The following is an 18,391-nucleotide window of genomic DNA, read 5'->3' as shown; positions in this document are numbered from 1 at the left end:
CTCAATTTACCCATTCTATACATATTTTTAGCATAAAGAATTCGTTCTGGTTTCCATTCAGATGCCCTACGTTGTCCTGCGAAGGTAGGATGCAGATACCGAATCCGTGAATCGGCGCCGCGTTTGCCATATCCAATGCGCGCTTTATGCGCTCATCGTTCAACCCTCAGTTCCAGAGCCTGAGCCCGGCGAATTAGATTTATCGATAATCCGCCGGCGCTTGCCGTCTCTGCTTTTTTTAGCCAGGGAGTCCATCATGCGTTTGAAACCTGTTTTGCTGTTCCTCACGTTTGCCTGTGTCGGCGCTGGTCAGGCGCAGGCGCTTGACGATGTCACCGTTGCGTTAGCCATTCCTCCAGCGGTGCATGATGGCGCGCCCTATGCGGCGGCGGAAGAGTTGGGCCTGTTCAGGGAACAGGATTTGTCCGTGAAGCTGATTGTCTTTCAGGGCGCGGGGGCGCTGCTGCCGCAGGTCGCCAGTAAACGCGTCACCTTCGGTTATCCGGTATCGGAACCCGTGATTTCGAGCTATTTCAGCGGCAAAGATCCTTTGCCGGTGCGCTACTTTTATAATGGCGTGCCAAGCCAAACGATGGAATATACGGTTCTGGAGACGTCGCCTGTCAAAACGCTGGCCGACCTGAAAGATAAAACCATCGGCGTCGGGGCGTTGACCTGGGGAACCTTGCCCAATAGTCGCGCCGCGCTGCGGGTGGCGGGACTGGAGCCGGGAAAAAATGTTGAATTCGTGGCGGTCGGCGCGCTTGGCTCGGGTTTTCAGGCGTTGCGCGGTAAACAGGTGGACGCGCTCAATTTCAATAGCAGTTGGGGCGACATCCTTGAGTTCACGGGAACCCGTATCCGCCGGATAGCCTATCCCGCGGTGTTTCAGGAAACGCCGGGTAATGGCTTCATCGCCCATAACGATACGTTCAGAGACAACCCCGATCTGATACGTCGTTTCGGCCGGGCCTATACGCAGGCGCAATTCGTTTGCGAAATCAACCCGACGTTCTGCGTACAGGCGTTTTGGCGCCGCAACCCGGAAAGCCGACCCGCCGATGCCGAAGGAAAAGGTCTGGATGAGGCGGTAACGCTGCTGTCCAGACGTCTGCAACGCACGTTATACCGTGAGGACGGCAGCCGGCGTCAACCCGGTGAGTATGACCTCGGCGCCATTCGGCGCGCGATTGCGGCCATGGCGCAGGCGGGCGAGTTTCCACGTGCGGATGTGCCGGTGGAAAAGATATTTTCCAATGCGTTTGTCACGGCCTTCGATGATTTTGACAAGCATGCCCTGCGCCAACGGGCCGAGGCGGCGAAATGAGCGTTGTATGGGATATCGACATGATTGACGGGCCGATCGACCAGGTCAGAAAGATGCGTATCAGCGGGCTGGCGCCTGGGATCGCCCGGTTGTCGGCATCGCTGGCGCATCCGGACGGTAGCCTCTGGCGCAGCGAGGCGACGTTCAGTATCGCCGGGGACGGCCCCCATCCCGTGGCGATAGTCCTCAGCGGTTCCGGCGGCGGCGCGCCCGAACAGCGGGCCGCTCTGCTGGCGGCGCAAGAGGCCCGGGCATGAGCGCCGCATTGGAACTACGCCGGGTCGGCCTGACCTATGCGACCCGCAGAGGAGAGATTGACGCGCTGGACGGCATCGATCTGCGCGTGGCGCAGGGCGAATTCGTGGCGCTGCTGGGGCCGTCGGGATGCGGCAAGTCCACCGTGCTCAAACTGGCCGCCGGGCTGCTGTCGGCCACCAAAGGCGAGGTGTCGCTCTCGGGACAGGCGGTGACGGGGCCGGGCAGACACGCGGGCGTCGTGTTTCAGAAACCCAATCTTCTGCCCTGGAAAAGCGTGCTCGACAATGTACTGCTGCCTGCGCGCACCTTAGGTTTACCCGTCGCTCCGGCCCGTAAGCGCGCCCAGGATCTGCTTGAACTGGTGGGTCTGGCGGATTTTGCCGACGATTATCCTTTTGAACTATCGGGCGGTATGCAGCAGCGCGTAGGCATTGCGCGCATGCTGTTGCACGATCCGGAACTGTTGTTGATGGATGAGCCGTTTGCCGCGCTGGATGCGCTGTCGCGCGAAGCCCTGACGCTGGAACTACAGCGTATCTGGGGACAGCAGCAAAAATCGGTGCTGTTCATTACCCACAGTATCCAGGAAGCCGTATTCCTCGCCGACAGGGTGCTGGTGATGTCGCCGCGGCCGGGGAAGATAGTCGAAGATCTGGCGATTGGGTTACCGCGTCCGCGTAGCCTGGATACGCTGGCCGACGCCGAATTTACGGCATTATGTCAGCACCTACGGAGGCATTTCACCCATGCATAGGCTTCTGCCGTTATTGTATCCCCTGACCAGCCTGGCGTTGCTGGTGCTGATCTGGGATTTGGCCGTTCGTTTCTTCTCCATCCCGGATTATCTGCTGCCGCCGCCTGCCGCGGTATACCGGGCGTTGGCCGATGGTTTTAGCGATCGCAGCCTGTGGCCGCATATTGCGACGACGCTGGGCGAAACGCTAACCGGTTATGCGACTGGCAGCCTGCTGGCGGTGTTACTGGGCGTGGCGCTGGCCGAATCCCAAACCTTTGAACGGTTTGTCTACCCGCTGTTAATCGCTCTGCAAGCTACGCCAAAGGTTGCGCTGGGGCCGATTATCCTGGTCTGGTTCGGCTACGGAGCGGCGTCGAAGATCGTACTGGTTACGTTAGTGTGCTTTTTCCCGCTATTCGTCAATACCGTCAATGGCATCCGCCGTGCGGATACCGACCTGCTGGATGCCTGCCGCGCCTTCTCCGCATCGCGTTTATATCTGCTTTTTCACGTGAAACTTCCGTCGGCCGCCGGCGAGGTGTTTTCGGGGTTGCAGATTGGCGTGGCGCTGGCTCTGATTGGCGCGGTGGTCGCCGAGTTTCTGTCGGCCCAGCGCGGGCTGGGCTATCTGATCGCCTCCAGTTCCGTCAGCATGAATCTGTCCACCATGTTCGCGGGCGTTATCCTGTTGGCGCTGATCGGATTATGCGGCGCGCAGACCGTGCGCTGGCTGCAACGGCGGGTAATATTCTGGCAGCCGGACGCGGTACGGCGGCGCAGGCGCTGATTGATCGTCGCCTGCCAGATAGAGGGCCATAACGATTCTCTGGTCGAAGCTGCCCGTAGGGTAGCCGGCACGCTATGGTCCGCGGCCAGCGGTCATTAGTCTATTTTGGGATCTCGGCTGCGCTGCGGTTCGGCATCCCGCAGGGAACGCAGGACAGGGCGCGAGATAGGTAGAACGGTGCTTTGTGGGGTTCGTACCGCGCTTTTTTTTCCGTTAAGGCATTTGTAGGGCTGTGTGTTTAATTCGCAAAATCTGTACAACGAGCCGTGTTTCCAGCACGCGGTAAAAAATGACGTAATGTTTGTGAACGACTAATTCCCGCACATAATCCGGCAGACCGGGACGCGCTGGGTGGCCGAGCCAGGGATTATGTGCAAGCGGTAAAGTTTTACTGCGCAACGAGTTGCCGAATTCTGCAGCCCGGATCGGGTTATCTTGTGCGATATAATCGACAATGTTCTGTAAATCGGCTTCAGCTACAGGACGCCACACGATGGTGTAAATCTTTTCTGTCATCGATTAATCAGCCTGGTCTTTTTTATGCCGGGCTATCCGGGCTTCCATGCGGGCCATTACTTGCTCATGCGGAATGTCCGACCGAGGGTCATCGATGGCGTCTTGAATTTCTGACGCTAACCATCCTGCGTACGCTGCGGCCTGATGCGCTTTGCGCATTGCTTCAGATCTCCCTCGATTTCCCGGCGTACTGTTTTTTTCCTCCGGGTTCCACTCGCTGGCATCGAAATTACCCGTGGTGATCCCAACGTTGCGAAGCGTGTTTAACGCAGAGATCGGATTACCAAACCGGCGAGGCTCGCTGTTGCGTGCCGTAACTAATACTGCGCTGGCGCCGTTGCGCGTAGCGACGTGAACGATGAACGAACCGCCTTGTCCTTTCAGAGTCACGCCGGCAATGCCGCCAGCGCTATTTGCAACCCGTAATTGTTCAATCGTCATGCTTTGCATAATCGCCTCTCATAAAAGAACAAGAAAGAATCAAAGTTATGTTTGCACGTTTTATAGGAAACGTATAGTCAATGTTTAAAGTTTGCTGTACGTATAATGTGCAGCAGAGGTAGGGTAGAAAAGGATTATTCTCCGCAAGCGCTTTTGGTAGGATTTCACTGGAACGCGAGAGGGGGCATCTCGCCTATTTTCAGAGACCTATAGACGTTGTTGTATGTCTAAGGAGGAGAAATTGGTACGACCGAGTGGACTCGAACCACCGACCCCCACCATGTCAAGGTGGTGCTCTAACCAACTGAGCTACGGTCGTACAGGAGATGGCGCATTTTAATCACTGCTAACTAAATGTCTAACCGTTTGATTAAAATGCTTTTTTCATTCCAGCCTGTGGAATGGACGCTATTATGGCCTGCTCGGGGATGGATGGCAAGACCTTTGTCCATCCATCTATATCAGATGCTGAATGTTTAGCCGCTTTCGCCGCCTTAGTCGTCAAGGCGGCGAAAGCGGGCCGAAGTCAGCGCTGCATCCCCCAGCGTTTGATGGTGATGCGTTCGATGGTGGCGAAAATCAGCGTTTCCACCAGCAGACCGATAATGATCACCGATGCCAGACCGGCGAAAACCCGATCGGTATAGAGTTCGTTACGGTTCTGGAAAATATACCAGCCCAAACCCCCCTGGCCGCTGGAGGCGCCGAACACCAGTTCGGCGGCGATCAGCGTTCGCCAGGCAAAGGCCCAGCCGATCTTCAGGCCGGAAAGAATGGACGGCAACGCCGCCGGCATCAGGATGTGCCACACGTAGCGCAGTCCGCTTAATCCGTAGTTGCGTCCGGTCATGCGCAGCGTTTCGGATACCCCGAGGAAACCGGAGTAGGTGTTGAGCGCCATCGGCCACAATACGGAATGGATCAGCACGAAAATCAGGCTGTTGGTGCCAAGTCCGAACCACAGCAGAGCCAGCGGCAGCAGCGCGATGGCCGGCAGCGGATTTAGCATCGAGGTGAGCGTGGAAAGCAGGTCGCGTCCCAGCCGGGTGGAGACGGCCAGGGCGCTGAGCGCCAGAGCCAGCAGGGTGCCGATAATATAGCCTTTGACCAGCGTGCCGAGGGAGATGGCGATTTTCGCGGGCAGTTCGCCGCTGCGCATATCGTCGACAAACGCCGCGGCCGCCTGGGTGAAGGTGGGCAGCAGCAAATCGTTATCCTGCCAGCGCGCCGCGCCTTCCCACAGCAGCGCCAGCAGGATCAGCAGCAGGGTCTTGCGCACCCCGCTCAGGTTCCACAGGCGATTGAGCAACGGCAGCGGTTGGGCGACCTTGACGTCGGTCAGCGGAGCCAGATCTTTCAGATATTCCGGTCTGACGGGTGGAAGTTGACTCATGGTAAAACCTTTTCTATCTCATTATTAAACGGGGATCAGCGGGTATGCTGTCCGGCCAGTGAACGGAGCGGGGCGCTGTCCCCAGAGATCGCGGCCGGTTCCGGCTCCACCGGCTGGCCGGCGGGAAACAGCAGATCGTGAATGCGCCGCGCCGCCGTCTGGAACTCGCTGCCGCCTTCGCTATTATGGGCGAACTGATGGCTGTTGAGTTCGGCGCGCACCCGCCCCGGATGCGGCGAAAGCAACAGAATGCGGTTGCCCACCACCAGCGCTTCCTCTATGGAATGGGTGACGAACATCAGGGTGAAACGGACTTCATCCCACAGTTCCAGCAATTCTTGCTGCATTTTCCGGCGGGTCAGCGCATCCAGCGCGGCGAACGGCTCATCCATCAGCAGTACCTTCGGTTTCATCGCCAGCGCGCGGGCGATGGCCACGCGCTGCTTCATCCCGCCGGACAGAGTGTGCGGCCAGGCATTGGCGAAATCCGCCAGGCCGACCTTCTCCAGATAATAGAGCGCCTGATCCCGCGCTTCGGCGGCGGACAGCTTGCCGGTGACCCGCAGCGGGAACTGGGTGTTTTCCAGCACGGTTTTCCACGGCGGCAGTTGATCGAACTCCTGAAACACCATCATCCGGTCCGGGCCGGGTTTGGTGATTTCCTCTCCCTCCAGCAGGATACGGCCGTCGACCGGAGGCAGGAATCCGCCCACCGCTTTCAGCAGGCTGGACTTGCCGCAGCCCGAGGGACCGAGCAGGATAAAACGCTCGGCGGGAAAGATATCGAAACTGACGTCGTGGGTAGCGCGTACCCGACGTTCGCGGGTGGCGTATTCCAGACTGACCCCCTCCACCTGCAACAGCGGTGTCGTGGGGGGCGGCGATGACTGAAAAGGCATGATTTCCCCTCTCGTTATTATTCAGTATCCAGCGTGACGGACCGGCCGGCGCCGAGGCGGCCGACGGTTATCGTCACATCTGATGTGCATATTCCGCCGGGTCGATGGCGGCGTCTATTAATGTGAAATGCCGGCTGGCGACGGCTTCGCGCAGGGCGCGGTCGAACTCGTCGATATCGTTCACCCGTATGCCCCGCGCTCCCAGCGCTTGCGCCACGCCGGCGAAATCGGCGGCGCGGTAGCCTACGCCGCGCTCCGCCAGGCCGCTTTGGGACTGCTTCAGGCGGATCAGCGATAGCGCGGCGTCGTTAAGCACCACCACCACCAGCGGCAGATCCCGTTCGCCGGCCAGCGTCAACTCCCCCAGCGTCATCAGCAGGCCGCCATCCCCGGTCACGGCGACGACCGGCCGCTGCGGATATAGCGTCTGGGCGGCGATGGCCGCCGGCAGGCTGTAACCCATGCAGCAAAATCCGTTAGACTGCAGCAGCTGGTTGGGGCGGCGGCAGCGCAGGATATGGTTGGCCAGTATCCGGTGCGCGCCAACGTCCAGCGTCACCAGCCACTCATCGGTCATCTGAGCGTCGAGTACGCCGAAAAGCGCCGCCGGGCTGATGTCCCGATGGCTGACGCCTGGGGACAGCAGCTGCGCGATACGGGCGCGGTGCCGTTGGAAATCGGTCGCCTGCTCCGGCGGACGCGGATCGGGATCGCGCTCCCACGCCTGACGCAACCCTTGCAGGTTGCCGTGCAGATTGCCGTAGTACTCGAGACCGGCGGGAAACATCCGCTGATCCAGCGGCGCCCAGTCCAGAGTGAGTACCGATTTTTCGGCCGGCCAGGCATCCAGCCAGGCGTTGCGCAGTTCAATCGGATCGAATCCTATCAGCAGCAGCACGTCGGCGGCGTTGATGGCGTCGCGCTGCACCGCGTCCACCACCGGACTCAGCCCCAGCGCCCCGAGACAATGGGGATGGTATTCGCTGACGATGCCTTTGGCTTTGTAAGTGGTCAGGAACGGCAGTCCGCTGGCGTGAATAAAATCGCTCACCGCCTGCGGGCGCGGCCCGTACAGGGTGCCCTGACCAATCAGCGCCAGAGGGCGTCTGGCCTGCCGCAGCAGGGTGAGGATATGGTCGCGATCCTCTGACGACAGATAGCCGCCGGCGTGGCGCGCCTGCGGCGCATAGGCCGCTTCGTCGCTGGTAGCGCGGCTTACATCCGCCGCCACGTCGAGAAAAACCGGCCCCGGCGGATAGCGGGTGGCGATATCCAGCGCCTTGGCCGCCTGCTGCGCCGCGCGCGCCGGATTGAGCGTATCGGCATACAGGGTGATGGGCCGCATCAGAGCCAGCTGATCGATGATCTGATGGCTGTAAATGCCGCCCACATTCCGCTCGGCGCTGCCGCCAAGCACCAATAGCGCGCTGCGATCCTGCAATGCGCCGGCGATGCCCGACGCCATATTGGCCAATCCCGGCCCCAGCGCCGGCAGCACCACGCCGGGCGTGCCGGTCAGCCGATAGACCGCGTCGGCCATAAAGGCGCAGGACGGTTCCGAGCGGGCGAGCAGATAACGGATATCCCGCTCCTCGCAGGCGCGCATCAGTTCCAGTACGTCGTTGCCCGGAATACCGAAGACGAATCTGGCGCCGAAGTTGGCCAGCGTTTCGGCGACGGCGTCCGCCACCTTGCGGATGGCGGCAGGGCCGCCGATGCCCGCCGCGTTACCGGAGGATGGCTCGGCCGCCGCGCCGGTGCCGAAATCCAGCGACATCAATCAGCTCCCTGAGGCCACATGCGGATCGTCAAAGAAGTAATCCTTCACCGATTCGGGTTTGTTTTTGATGGCCCCCACGCGGTGCAGGAACTGCCCCAGCTGCAAGGTATTCTGCGGGGTGATGCTGAATTTCGACTCGGGACTTTTGAGGATATCCAGCAACAGTTTACGGTCGATTTTGGATTTGGTGATGCGGATAAAAGCATCGGCCGCTTCTTCAGGATTCTGCTCGGCAAATTCCGCCGCTTCGGCCAGGGCATTGACGAATACGCGGTAAGTGCGAGGATTTTCCTTGCGGAATTTTTCCGTGGTGTAAAGCACTACCGGGGAAGTAGGACCGCCCTGCACGTCATAAGAGTTCAGTACGATATGGGCGTTGGGGTTGCCGGCCAACTCCTGTTCCTGGAAAGGGGCGTTGCCGAAGTGGGCGGTGATTTCGGTGCCGGCGCTGATAATGGCCGCCGTGGCGTCGGGATGCGGCAGCGCCACCTGTAGTTTATCGAGGCGGTTGAATTCTTTATCTCCCCACAGTTTCGCCGAGGCCTGCTGCAGATAGCGCGACTGAACCGATACGCCTACCGCCGGCACCGCGATGCGATCCTTGTCGGTGAAGTCGGCGATGGTTTTCACGTTGGGATTGGTGCTGATCAGGTAGTAAGGAAACTGGCCGGTCGCCAGCACGGCCCGCACGTTCTGACGGTTTTTGGTGCGGTCCCACAGGGTAAACAGCGGGCCGATGCCGGCGCCGGCGATATCCACCGAGCCGGACAGCAGCGCATCGTTGACCGCCGCGCCGCCGGAAAGCTGCAGATAATCCACTTTGACTTCCAGCCCGTCGGCCTTGGCGTGCTTCTCAATCAGCTGTTTATCCTGCGCCACGTTAAGCAGCAGATAGACGATGCCGAACTGCTGCGCGATGCGCAACTGGCCTTCCGCATATGCCTGCGTCGGCAGGGCCAGGGCCGATGCCAGCAGGCTGACGGCCGAAGTCAGGCCGATCAGTTTGCGGGAAAAACGGCCGGTCGGACTCACCGCGCGATTTATTTTTTTCATACCCAGTACCCATTGGAAAGTGTGATAGACAAATTGGCCGATCAAAAGCGTTCGACGTCGAACGGGGAAATCTGCGTAAAATCTCGGGTCCGGGATTTATCTAACAAAATAGAAACAAAATTAAAAAATTTCCGGAGCCAGACATTTTAGCCAGATCATGAACTTGGCCAGGTTGATGATTAAATAAATATTATTTATTACATTAGTTAATATATTCCTGCGTTAAAGGAATATGAGGAGAAGCATAAGTTAACCCGCCGTTTCTGATAAAGCGCATTTTGTAATAAGCTATGTGTAATCGTTATTTCATTAGGTAAAATTAATACCCTCACAGAAAAAATGGATAAGTATCGGCTAGCTAATAACACGTTTCCCGTTTAGTGGCGAGTTTTTTATTATTGGCCTGCGCGCTGCGCCATCCGGGATAAATAAAAGAATGCTTCCATTATTGATAAGTGGGTAAATTTATCTTTTATTTTAGTTGGTTAGGTTGTTTTCCCGCGTGATGGCGGTTAAGCGAGCGCCGTCTGAGACGGTTTTTTGTCTTTTGCGAATTTTAGCTTTGCTTATTCATATTAATTGTTAGGATATTTAACCCTGTTAATTATAGTGTTTTATTGCGGCGGGTTTTTATCATCTATCTCGACGATGGTCTGACGGCGGTATTTTCTTACGGCGGTAGGATTAATTATTGCCGTTATTTGTTCTCGATAAATCGGCCGGCGGCAATTATCGTCGGCGATATCCATTCATAATATATAAGCGAAGGATTGGGGCCGGCGGAGCGTTTTTGGCCCGGATCATGCGGTGAGTCAAAAAAATAAATGGCTAACGAACAAAACACACTACGGGTAAAAATCGCCCGCGGCGGGCCGGGTGTCAGGCATGCGGTCTATTCGGTGCCCCGGCGGGATAATCAAACGGTGCTGGACGTGGTTACGGAAATCCAGCAGCGGCAGGATCCCACGCTGTCCTACCGTTTTTCATGCCGGGTCGGGGTGTGCGGCTCCTGCGCCGTGATGGTCAACGGCACCCCGCGCTGGGCCTGCCGCACGCACGTCAGCCGGGTGGCCGACAAGGGCGAACTGGTGCTGGAGCCGTTGCGCAATCTGCCGCCGATCAAGGATCTGGTGGTGGATATGCGCGAGTTTTTCACCAAGTGGCAACAGGCCGGCGGCGAGTTCAGCTCCGGCCGCAGCCGCGAGCAGGATCCGGCGCGAGTCGATCCGCAGGGTGCCCGGCGGCGCCTCGCCAGCGAGGCGATTGAATGCATCAACTGCGGCATTTGCTACGCCGCCTGCGACGTGGTGGCCTGGGATAAGCGCTACCTCGGTCCGGCCGCGCTGAATCGCGCCTGGACGCTGATCAATGATGAGCGGCACGAAGCGCACGCCGAAGTGAAAGCGCGCGTCGCCGAGGCCGGCGGCGTCAGCGCCTGCCATATGCAGGGAAATTGTATGGCCTGTTGTCCGGTGGGGCTGAGTCCGACCCGCAGCATCGCCGGTCTGAAACGGATTTCGCTGTGGCAATGGTTCGGTAAGGCGTGACCTATGGAAAGTAAACTGTTCCTTATTCAGCGCCTCAGTACCTTGCTGCTTATCCCTTTCGTACTGGTGCATGTGGGCGTGATGATCTACGCGACGCACAGCGGCCTGAGCGCCGGCGCCATCCTGGGGCGCACCCAGGGCAGCGTCGGCTGGCTGCTGTTCTATTCAACTTTCGTCCTCTGCGTCGCCGTGCATGCGCCGCTGGGCGTGCGCGCGGTGCTGAACGAGTGGACCGGCATCGGTTACCGCGCCGCGGACGGCATCAGCCTGGGGCTGGCGCTTCTGCTATTGATTCTTGGCATTCGGGCGGTTATCGCCGTGGGAGGGTTATGAACGCGTTACGCCGTCAAAAAGGCTATCTGGCGTTTATCGGCCACCGGCTGTCCGGGCTGGCGCTGACGCTGTTTCTACCGCTGCATTTTCTGGCGCTCGGCCTGGCGCTGGAGGGGGAAGCCGGACTGGAGCGCGTGATCCGCTTTAGCGATCTGCCGCTGGTGAAAGCGGCGGAGTGGGGGCTGGTGGTGGCGCTCTGTCTGCATGCCAGTTTCGGGCTGCGCCTGCTGGCGCTGGAAATACTGAACTGGAGTGATATCCGCCAGGCGCGCCTGGGCTGGATTGGCTGGGGCGCCGGCTTTTCCCTTATCGTCGGCACCGTCTTTATTATGGGGGTGCTCTAGCCGTGCAGTTTGAGAATCTGAAAACCGACATTCTGATCCTGGGTTCCGGCGGCGCCGGTCTGTTTGCCGCGCTGCACGCGCGCCGGGCGGATCCCTCGCTGGAAGTGACCGTCGCCACCAAGGGACTGCTGGGGAAAAGCGGCTGTACCCGGATGGTGCAGGGCGGTTATAACGTGGCGCTGGCGGCCGGCGATTCGATCGAGCGGCACGTGATGGACACCCTTAACGGCGGCAAATGGCTGCCCCGTCAGGATCTGGTGTGGCGGCTGGTGGAGGGCGCCATAGAGCGGGTGCGCGAACTGGAAAACGAAGTCGGCTGCTTTTTTGACCGCAACCCCGACGGCACCCTGCATCAGAAAGCTTTTGCCGGTCAGACCTTCGATCGCACGGTGCACAAGTCCGATCTGACGGGTATCGAGATCATCAACCGGCTGATGGAGAAGGTGCGCGGCGCGGGCGTGCGCGAGTTGGAAGAGCACCGCGCCATCGAGCTGATCCCGGCGGCGGACGGCGACGGCATCGCCGCGGTGCTGTTTATCGATCTGCGCAGCGGCGTCTACCGGCTGGTGCGTGCCAGGGCGGTGCTGCTGGCCACCGGCGCCGGCCCCACCATGTTTCGCTACCATACCCCTTCCGGCGAGAAAACCTGCGACGGTCTGGCGATGGCGCTGCGCTACGGTCTCAAACTGCGCGATATGGAGATGGTGCAGTTTCATCCCACCGGACTGCTGGGCGGGCCGGACACGCGCATGACCGGCACGGTGCTGGAAGAGGGGCTGCGCGGCGCCGGCGGCTATCTGCTCAACGGGCTGGGCGAGCGCTTTATGCAGCGCTACGATCCGCGCGGCGAACGCGCCACGCGCGATGTGGTCAGCCGGGGGATTTATGCCGAAATGCGCGCCGGGCGCACCGGCCCGATGGGCGGCATATTTATCCAGATGAAACATCTGGGCGAGGAGAAAGTGCGCCGGCTGTTTCCCGGCATGGTGTCCCGCTGCGCCGACTGCGGCTTCGATCTGGCGGGCGGACTGGTGGAAGTGGTGCCCACCGCGCACTATCTGATGGGCGGCGTGGAGTTCGACGCGGACTGCTCCACCGCCTCTCCCGGCCTGTATGTCGCCGGGGAGGATAGCGGCGGCGTACACGGCGCCAACCGGCTGGGAGGCAACGGCGTGGCCTGTTCCACGGTATTCGGCGGCATCGCCGGCGACGCCATGGCGGCCTACCTGCGGCAGGACGCGGGCTGGCGGGAACCGGATCGCGCACGCATCGAGGCGGGCATCGCCCGCGCCGAACGCGCTTTCGCCGCGCCGCCGGGACCGCTGGCCCCGCTGCGCGAGACGCTGGCGCAGACCATGTGGGATCGCGTGGGGGTGATGCGCACCCGGCAGGGCATCGAACGGGGCGCGGCGGCGCTGGAACAGTATGGGCGCGAACTGGCGGCTATCGGCGTGCGCGACGGCGAACGCCGCTACAACCTGAGCTGGCACGACTGGCTGAATACGGACAGCCAGCTGCTGATCGCCCGGACCATCGCCACGGCGGCGCTGGCGCGCAACGACAGCCGCGGGGCGCATTTTCGCGAAGACTTTCCCGCCGCCGGCGATCTCAACGCCAGCCGCTACACGCGCATCAGCAGCGTAGACGAGGGCGCGACGCTGACGCTGGAACAGGTGCCGGTGGCGTTTGATATCGTCACGCCGGGGGAAACCCTGCTGACGGAACCGCCCGTGCGGGAGGCGATATGACGCCGTTCAATCAGGAGAGGACATTATGAGCGTTGCCATCCAGCGGGTGGAGCAGGCCGCCTACGAGATCATGAAGCTGGCGGCCATCGATATCCCGGCGGATTATCGCGACAAAATCAAGTCCATGCGGCGCGAGGAGAGCGGCGCGCTGTCGCGTTTCGTGCTGGATACGATGATCGAAAACTGGCAGGCCGCCGGCGAGGATCGCCGGCCGATGTGCGCCGACACCGGGCTGCCGCGCTATTACGTCAAGTGGGGCAATAATGCGGCGGTGGATAGCGGCTTTATCGGCGTGGAGCGCGCGCTGCGCCGCGCCACCGCCCGGGCGACCCAGGATATTCCCCTGCGCCCCAACCGGGTTCATCCTTTATGGCGCACCGAGTTCAACAATAATGTGGGCATCAATGCGCCGGAAATCGAGTGGTCGTTCGAGCCGGACGCCGACTGGGTGGATATTACCACCGTGCATAAGGGCGGGCTGTTCGGCACCGACTACCGCATGCTGTTCCCCGGAGACGGCATCGACGGCATCAAGCGTTTCGCGCTGGACACCCTGATCGCCTTCGGCAAGCGCGGGCTGGCCTGCCAGCCGGCCATCGTCGGCATCGGCATCGGCGGCTCCAAGGATACCTGCATGCAGCTAGGCAAGCAGGCCGCCTGCCTGCGGGTGGTGGGCGACCGTAACCCGGACCCGCGCATCGCCGAACTGGAGCTGGAGATTCTGGCGCTGGGTAATTCGCTTGGCATGGGCGCCATGGGGCTGGCGGGGCGCTCGATGGTGGCGGATTGCCATATTGAAGTGGGCTATACCCATACCGGCGGCATGCCGGTCAGCCTGCATACCTTTTGTCTCGCTTCACGCCGCGCCACGGCGCGGGTTCATGCCGACGGCTCGGTCAGCTATCGCACCGACCCCGTCTGGTTCACCCCTTACCTACGACGCGAGAGTGTGGAATGGCCGGAAAATCTGACGAGTTGAAAGTGGTCGAGCTGACCTTGCCGGTCTCCGCTCAGGCGCTCGCCCAACTGGAAATCGGCACCGTGGTGTATCTGCGCGGCAATGTCTACACCGCCCGGGAAGGCGTCTACCGCATGATCCTCGATGAGGGGCGGCCGCTGCCGCTGGATCTGCGCGCGCTCAGCCTGGTGAATTTCCACTGTTCGCCCGCGGCGGCGCCGGACGGCGACGGCGGCTACCAGGTGGGCGCGGTTACCGCCACCGCCAGTTTCCGCTTTGCCCGCTGGATGGAGCGCTGGCTGTCGCTTAGCGGCAGCAATATCATTCTCGGCAAAGGGGGCATGCCGCTGGAGCAGTACCGTCAGGTGCTGGTGCCGGCCGGCGCCGTCTACCTGACCACGGTGGGCTATGGCACCGGCGCGCTGCTGGGGCGCGGCATCAAGCGGGTGATTGACGTGCACTGGCTGGAAGAGCTGGGCATCGCCCAGGCGATGTGGCTGTTTGAGGTGGAGCGCTTCGGCCCGTTTATCGTCGAGAGCGATTTGCGCGGCAACTCGCTGTTCGAACAGCACAATCAGATCATCAATGCCGGCATCGACGCCCTCTACCAGGGGCTGAAGCCGCCGACGCTGCACCGCTACGGCGAAACCGACGATCGCCGGCAGGAACTGATGTGAAAAAGCGGCGCCGCAGCGGCCCGCGCCGGGATTGCCGGCGCCGATGCCGCCCCGTGCGGTTCGCCGATCGGCGCAACGGTGGAATGATAATCTAAAATAAGTATTTATATAATCAGGTTGGCTATGGCTAAATAGCACACCTTTTCATTGAGTTAACCTGTTTATGTCGAACCTATTTCATTTCTCTCTTGCTTTGGTGGTTATCCTGGCGCTGGCTCTGCTGGTGAGCTACGACCGTAAAAAAATCCGCGTCCTCCGTCTGGTTCAGCTTATCGTGCTGGAAGCGGCGCTGGCGTTCTTCCTGCTGCATGCGCAAAGCGGGCTTTTCGTGGTGCGCAAGGTGGCGGGCTTTTTTGAAGCCCTGCTTGGCTATGCGGCGCAGGGCACGGATTTTGTCTTTGGCGGAATGAGTCAGCAGGGGCTGGCGTTTGTTTTCCTCGGCGTGCTGTGCCCGATTATTTTTATTTCGGCGCTGATCGGCATCCTGCAACACTGGCGCATTCTTCCGCTGCTGATCCGGGGAGTGGGCACCGTGCTGTCGAAAATCAACGGCATGGGCAAGCTGGAGTCGTTTAATGCGGTAAGCTCGCTGGCGCTGGGGCAGTCGGAAAATTTTATCGCCTACAAAGGCATTCTGGCCGACCTCTCGCCGCGGCGTCTCTACTCCATGACCGCCACGGCGATGTCGACGGTTTCCCTGTCCATCGTCGGGGCGTACATGACGCTTATCGATGCGCAATACGTGGTGGCGGCGCTGATACTGAACATGTTCAGCACCTTTATTATCCTGTCGGTCATCAATCCTTCCGCCCCCGGCGACGAGCCGGAAGTGCGGCTGGAAAAATTACATGAGTCGCAGACCTTCTTTGAAATGCTCGGCGAGTACATTCTGGCGGGATTCCGGGTGGCGATGATTATTCTGGCGATGCTGATTGGCTTTATCGCCCTGATCGGCGCCATTAACGCCGTCTTTTCCATGTTATTCGGCATGAGCTTCCAGCAGCTGCTCGGCTATGCATTCTATCCTTTGGCCTGGCTGGTGGGGATCCCGGCGCAGGACGCGTTCAAGGCGGGCGCCATTATGGCGACCAAAGTGGTCTCAACCGAGTTCATCGCCATGATCGAGCTGAAAAAAATCGTCGCCGAGATGTCGGCGCGCGGCGTGGGGATCCTGTCCGTCTTTCTGGTGTCGTTCGCCAACTTCGCGTCCATCGGCATTATCGCCGGTTCGATTAAAGGCTTGAACGAGCAGCAGGGCAATACGGTTTCCCGCTTCGGGTTGAAGCTGCTGTATGGCTCAACGCTGGTGAGCCTGCTGTCCGCGGCGTTCGCCGGGCTGGTTCTGTGAACGGCCATAGGGGATAAAGGCGGCAACCCCTGGCTTATTGATATTTCATGGATGATATCCGCCGGTATAACCATCTCGCATCGAGATAGGTCATCCTGAAATAAGGTAAGCGGGGGTTTTATTGTGAGCAATCAAGAAGAAGATAAAGCAGAACGTCCACATGGTCACGATCGCCTGCAACAGCGGCATAACCATGGGGAAGGGCGCGCGGCGGAACATGTTCATCCGCATGAACATCATCATGGGGAAGGACATCACTCTCATGAGCATAGCCATGGTGATGTGAAGGATTATCTGAAAGCGGTGGCCGAATACCGCAAATCCTTCCCTTCCAAGGCCGATGTCATACGGCTGACGCCCGATAACGCCGTCCGTGAGCTGCTGCAACATCTGGAACTGCGCGGCGTGGAAACGGTATTTGACCGTTTCGATAGCCAGAAGCCGCAGTGCCACTACGGCATTGCCGGTTCCTGCTGCCGTAATTGCATTATGGGGCCGTGCCGTATCACCAAAAAGTCGCCGCGCGGCGTGTGCGGCGCCGATGCGGATCTTATCGTGGCGCGTAACCTGCTGCGCATGATAGCGGCCGGCGTGGCGGCGCACGGCGCCAGAGGCCGCGAGGTGATGCTGGCGCTGAAAGCGGCGGCGGAGGGAACGCTGGACAAACCGATTATCGGCAGCGAAAAAGTGAAAAAATCCGCCGCGCTGCTGGGCATTGAAACCCACGATCGGCCGCTTAACGCGATAGCGCTGGAGCTGGCTAATCTGCTGCTGGAGGATTTATCCCGCACCGTTCCCGATAAACATAAAATGCTGGCGGCGTTCGCCGCCGGCGAGCGCCAGGAGGTCTGGCGCGAACAGGGGATCCTGCCGGTCAGCGCGATGCACGAAGTCTTTGAGTCCTTTCACCGCACCACCACCGGCACGGACGGCGACTGGGAAAATGTGATGAAACAGTTTCAGCGCTGCGGGCTGGCCTTTGCCTGGAGCAGCGTACTGGGGTCATCCATTGCGATGGATAGCCTTTTCGGCCTGCCGCAGCGCGGTACGGTGAAATGCAACGTCGGGGCGCTTAAAGCCAACCATGTCAATATCGCGCTGCACGGACATTCGCCGGTGCTGGTAAGCGAAATTGTAAAACAGGGAAGAGGCGAGCATTTTATCCGGCAGGCCAGGGCGCATGGCGCCGAGGGGATCGCTTTCTATGGCATCTGCTGCTCCGGCCTTTCCGCCATGTACCGCTACGGCGAGGTTATTCCGTTATCCAATGCGGTTGGCGCGGAGCTGATATTGGGAACGGGAGCGCTCGACCTCTGGGTGGCGGATGTGCAGGACGTTTTCCCCACCATCATGGAGGTGGCGCGCTGCTATCAGACCACCGTGGTGACCACCAGCGACTCGGCGCGGCTGCCCGGGGCCGAGTTTTACGGATATGACCATGAACATGCCAACTTCCATGAAACCGAACATCTTGCGCAGAAAATTGTTACCCGGGCGATAGAAAGTTTTGCTGCACGCCGCGATGTCCCGCGCAATATCCCGCAGTATGAAGTGGAGGCGGAAATCGGCTTTTCCGTTGAAAACATCACCGCCGGTTTCGGTTCGCTTTCTCCGTTGCTTGAAGCCCTGAAAAGCGGCGAGGTCGCCGGTATCGTTAATCTGGTGGGCTGCAGCAATCCCCGCGTGATTTATGAGAAGGCGGTGTACGACGTCGCGCAGAAGCTGATTGAGAATAACGTTCTGGTGCTGACCAACGGATGCGCTTCTTTTCCGCTGCTCAAATTGGGGCTGTGTCGCGGTCAGGCGCGTGAACTGGCGGGCGAGGGGTTAAGGCGTTTCCTGGCGCCCGACCTGCCGCCCGTCTGGCACATGGGAGAATGCCTGGATAACGCCCGCGCTTCCGCGCTGTTTAAAGGGCTGGCGGATGGGGCCGGACGCGCCCTCAAGGAGATGCCTTTCGCCTTTGCCAGTCCAGAGTGGTCCAATGAAAAAGGGCTGGCCGCGGCGGCCAGTTTCCGCTTACTCGGCATTAACTCCTATCATTGCGTCAAGGCGCCGATAGAGGCGTCGGAAAAGGTGCGGCGTTATCTGACGGAGGATTGCCAGATCCGTTTTGGCTCCACGATGGTGGTTGATGTGGACCCCGGGCGGCTGGCGGCTAAAATCGTCGCGGATCTGGCGCAGCGGCGTGAAAAATGGCTGGGCGGCATTGCGCTTTCCGACGCTTCCGCTTAGCGCTGTATGTC

18 protein-coding genes and 1 tRNA gene are annotated in these 18,391 nt (G+C 60.1%); 12 read left to right on the top strand and 7 right to left on the bottom strand.

The features are described from left to right. The first annotated feature begins 256 nt into the window (after positions 1 to 256). The 4 genes from MFP24_RS14290 to MFP24_RS14275 are packed head-to-tail and all read left to right on the top strand — an operon-like array spanning position 257 to position 3,108. Positions 257 to 1,327 carry an ABC transporter substrate-binding protein gene (locus MFP24_RS14290; protein ID WP_249231058.1) on the top strand — a complete coding sequence of 357 codons (1,071 nt, stop codon included), beginning with the start codon at positions 257 to 259 and terminating at the stop codon, positions 1,325 to 1,327. Continuing rightward, positions 1,324 to 1,584, top strand: coding sequence for a hypothetical protein (locus MFP24_RS14285; protein ID WP_249231059.1), 261 nt, complete (start codon positions 1,324 to 1,326; stop codon positions 1,582 to 1,584). The genes MFP24_RS14290 and MFP24_RS14285 overlap by 4 nt, the downstream gene beginning before the upstream one ends. Next, positions 1,581 to 2,339, top strand: coding sequence for an ABC transporter ATP-binding protein (locus MFP24_RS14280; RefSeq protein ID WP_249231060.1), 759 nt, complete (start codon positions 1,581 to 1,583; stop codon positions 2,337 to 2,339). The genes MFP24_RS14285 and MFP24_RS14280 overlap by 4 nt, the downstream gene beginning before the upstream one ends. Further along, positions 2,332 to 3,108, top strand: coding sequence for an ABC transporter permease (locus tag MFP24_RS14275; RefSeq protein WP_249231061.1), 777 nt, complete (start codon positions 2,332 to 2,334; stop codon positions 3,106 to 3,108). Before MFP24_RS14280 ends, MFP24_RS14275 begins: the two co-directional genes overlap by 8 nt. Positions 3,109 to 3,321: 213 nt before the next feature. On the opposite strand, the gene MFP24_RS14270 is transcribed toward MFP24_RS14275, so the two are convergent. The 7 genes from MFP24_RS14270 to MFP24_RS14240 all read right to left on the bottom strand — a co-directional run bounded on the left by MFP24_RS14270 (position 3,322) and on the right by MFP24_RS14240 (position 9,190). Next, positions 3,322 to 3,624, bottom strand: coding sequence for a type II toxin-antitoxin system RelE/ParE family toxin (locus tag MFP24_RS14270; protein WP_249231062.1), 303 nt, complete (start codon positions 3,622 to 3,624; stop codon positions 3,322 to 3,324). A 3-nt stretch (positions 3,625 to 3,627) separates the two neighbouring features. Beyond that, on the bottom strand, positions 3,628 to 4,065 hold the full coding sequence (locus MFP24_RS14265; protein ID WP_249231063.1) for an antitoxin PaaA2 family protein: 438 nt from the start codon (positions 4,063 to 4,065) through the stop codon (positions 3,628 to 3,630). A 242-nt stretch (positions 4,066 to 4,307) separates the two neighbouring features. Next, positions 4,308 to 4,384, bottom strand: a tRNA-Val gene (locus MFP24_RS14260). Positions 4,385 to 4,591: 207 nt separating this feature from the next. Beyond that, complete coding sequence (locus MFP24_RS14255) at positions 4,592 to 5,458, bottom strand: ABC transporter permease (RefSeq protein ID WP_009112409.1); 867 nt, start codon at positions 5,456 to 5,458, stop codon at positions 4,592 to 4,594. A gap of 35 nt (positions 5,459 to 5,493) precedes the next feature. After that, positions 5,494 to 6,357, bottom strand: coding sequence for an ABC transporter ATP-binding protein (locus MFP24_RS14250; RefSeq protein ID WP_249231064.1), 864 nt, complete (start codon positions 6,355 to 6,357; stop codon positions 5,494 to 5,496). Positions 6,358 to 6,430: 73 nt separating this feature from the next. Next, complete coding sequence (locus MFP24_RS14245; RefSeq protein ID WP_249231065.1) at positions 6,431 to 8,134, bottom strand: thiamine pyrophosphate-binding protein; 1,704 nt, start codon at positions 8,132 to 8,134, stop codon at positions 6,431 to 6,433. A gap of 3 nt (positions 8,135 to 8,137) precedes the next feature. After that, positions 8,138 to 9,190, bottom strand: a complete 1,053-nt coding sequence (locus MFP24_RS14240; protein WP_249231066.1) for an ABC transporter substrate-binding protein — start codon at positions 9,188 to 9,190, stop codon at positions 8,138 to 8,140. An 824-nt stretch (positions 9,191 to 10,014) separates the two neighbouring features. On the opposite strand from MFP24_RS14240, the gene MFP24_RS14235 reads away from it, so the two are divergent. From MFP24_RS14235 to cooS, 8 genes are all read left to right on the top strand, one after another. Then, the gene (locus tag MFP24_RS14235) at positions 10,015 to 10,737 is read left to right on the top strand and encodes a succinate dehydrogenase/fumarate reductase iron-sulfur subunit (RefSeq protein ID WP_249231067.1); all 723 of its coding nucleotides are present in this window, start codon (positions 10,015 to 10,017) and stop codon (positions 10,735 to 10,737) included. 3 nt (positions 10,738 to 10,740) lie between these two features. After that, positions 10,741 to 11,070: a succinate dehydrogenase/fumarate reductase transmembrane subunit gene (locus MFP24_RS14230; protein WP_249231068.1), complete on the top strand. Its 330-nt coding sequence runs from the start codon at positions 10,741 to 10,743 to the stop codon at positions 11,068 to 11,070. Further along, complete coding sequence (sdhC, locus tag MFP24_RS14225) at positions 11,067 to 11,414, top strand: succinate dehydrogenase, cytochrome b556 subunit (RefSeq protein WP_249231069.1); 348 nt, start codon at positions 11,067 to 11,069, stop codon at positions 11,412 to 11,414. Before MFP24_RS14230 ends, sdhC begins: the two co-directional genes overlap by 4 nt. A gap of 2 nt (positions 11,415 to 11,416) precedes the next feature. Further along, the gene (locus MFP24_RS14220; RefSeq protein WP_249231070.1) at positions 11,417 to 13,162 is read left to right on the top strand and encodes an L-aspartate oxidase; all 1,746 of its coding nucleotides are present in this window, start codon (positions 11,417 to 11,419) and stop codon (positions 13,160 to 13,162) included. A gap of 25 nt (positions 13,163 to 13,187) precedes the next feature. After that, a complete protein-coding gene (locus tag MFP24_RS14215) occupies positions 13,188 to 14,141 on the top strand; it encodes a fumarate hydratase (protein ID WP_249231071.1) in 954 nt (317 codons plus the stop codon). Continuing rightward, the gene (locus MFP24_RS14210) at positions 14,117 to 14,797 is read left to right on the top strand and encodes a fumarate hydratase C-terminal domain-containing protein (RefSeq protein WP_249231072.1); all 681 of its coding nucleotides are present in this window, start codon (positions 14,117 to 14,119) and stop codon (positions 14,795 to 14,797) included. The genes MFP24_RS14215 and MFP24_RS14210 overlap by 25 nt, the downstream gene beginning before the upstream one ends. Before the next feature lie 163 nt (positions 14,798 to 14,960). Then, positions 14,961 to 16,145 (top strand): NupC/NupG family nucleoside CNT transporter, encoded by a 1,185-nt coding sequence (locus MFP24_RS14205; protein WP_249231073.1) that lies wholly within the window; start codon positions 14,961 to 14,963, stop codon positions 16,143 to 16,145. A 123-nt stretch (positions 16,146 to 16,268) separates the two neighbouring features. Beyond that, entirely contained in the window at positions 16,269 to 18,380 is a 2,112-nt protein-coding gene (cooS, locus tag MFP24_RS14200; protein ID WP_249231074.1) for an anaerobic carbon-monoxide dehydrogenase catalytic subunit, read from the top strand. Positions 18,381 to 18,391: the final 11 nt, after the last annotated feature.

The organism is Brenneria tiliae (genome assembly GCF_023347575.1).
Lineage (GTDB): Bacteria > Pseudomonadota > Gammaproteobacteria > Enterobacterales > Enterobacteriaceae > Brenneria > Brenneria corticis.
This window is presented reverse-complemented; position numbering and strand designations above follow the sequence as displayed.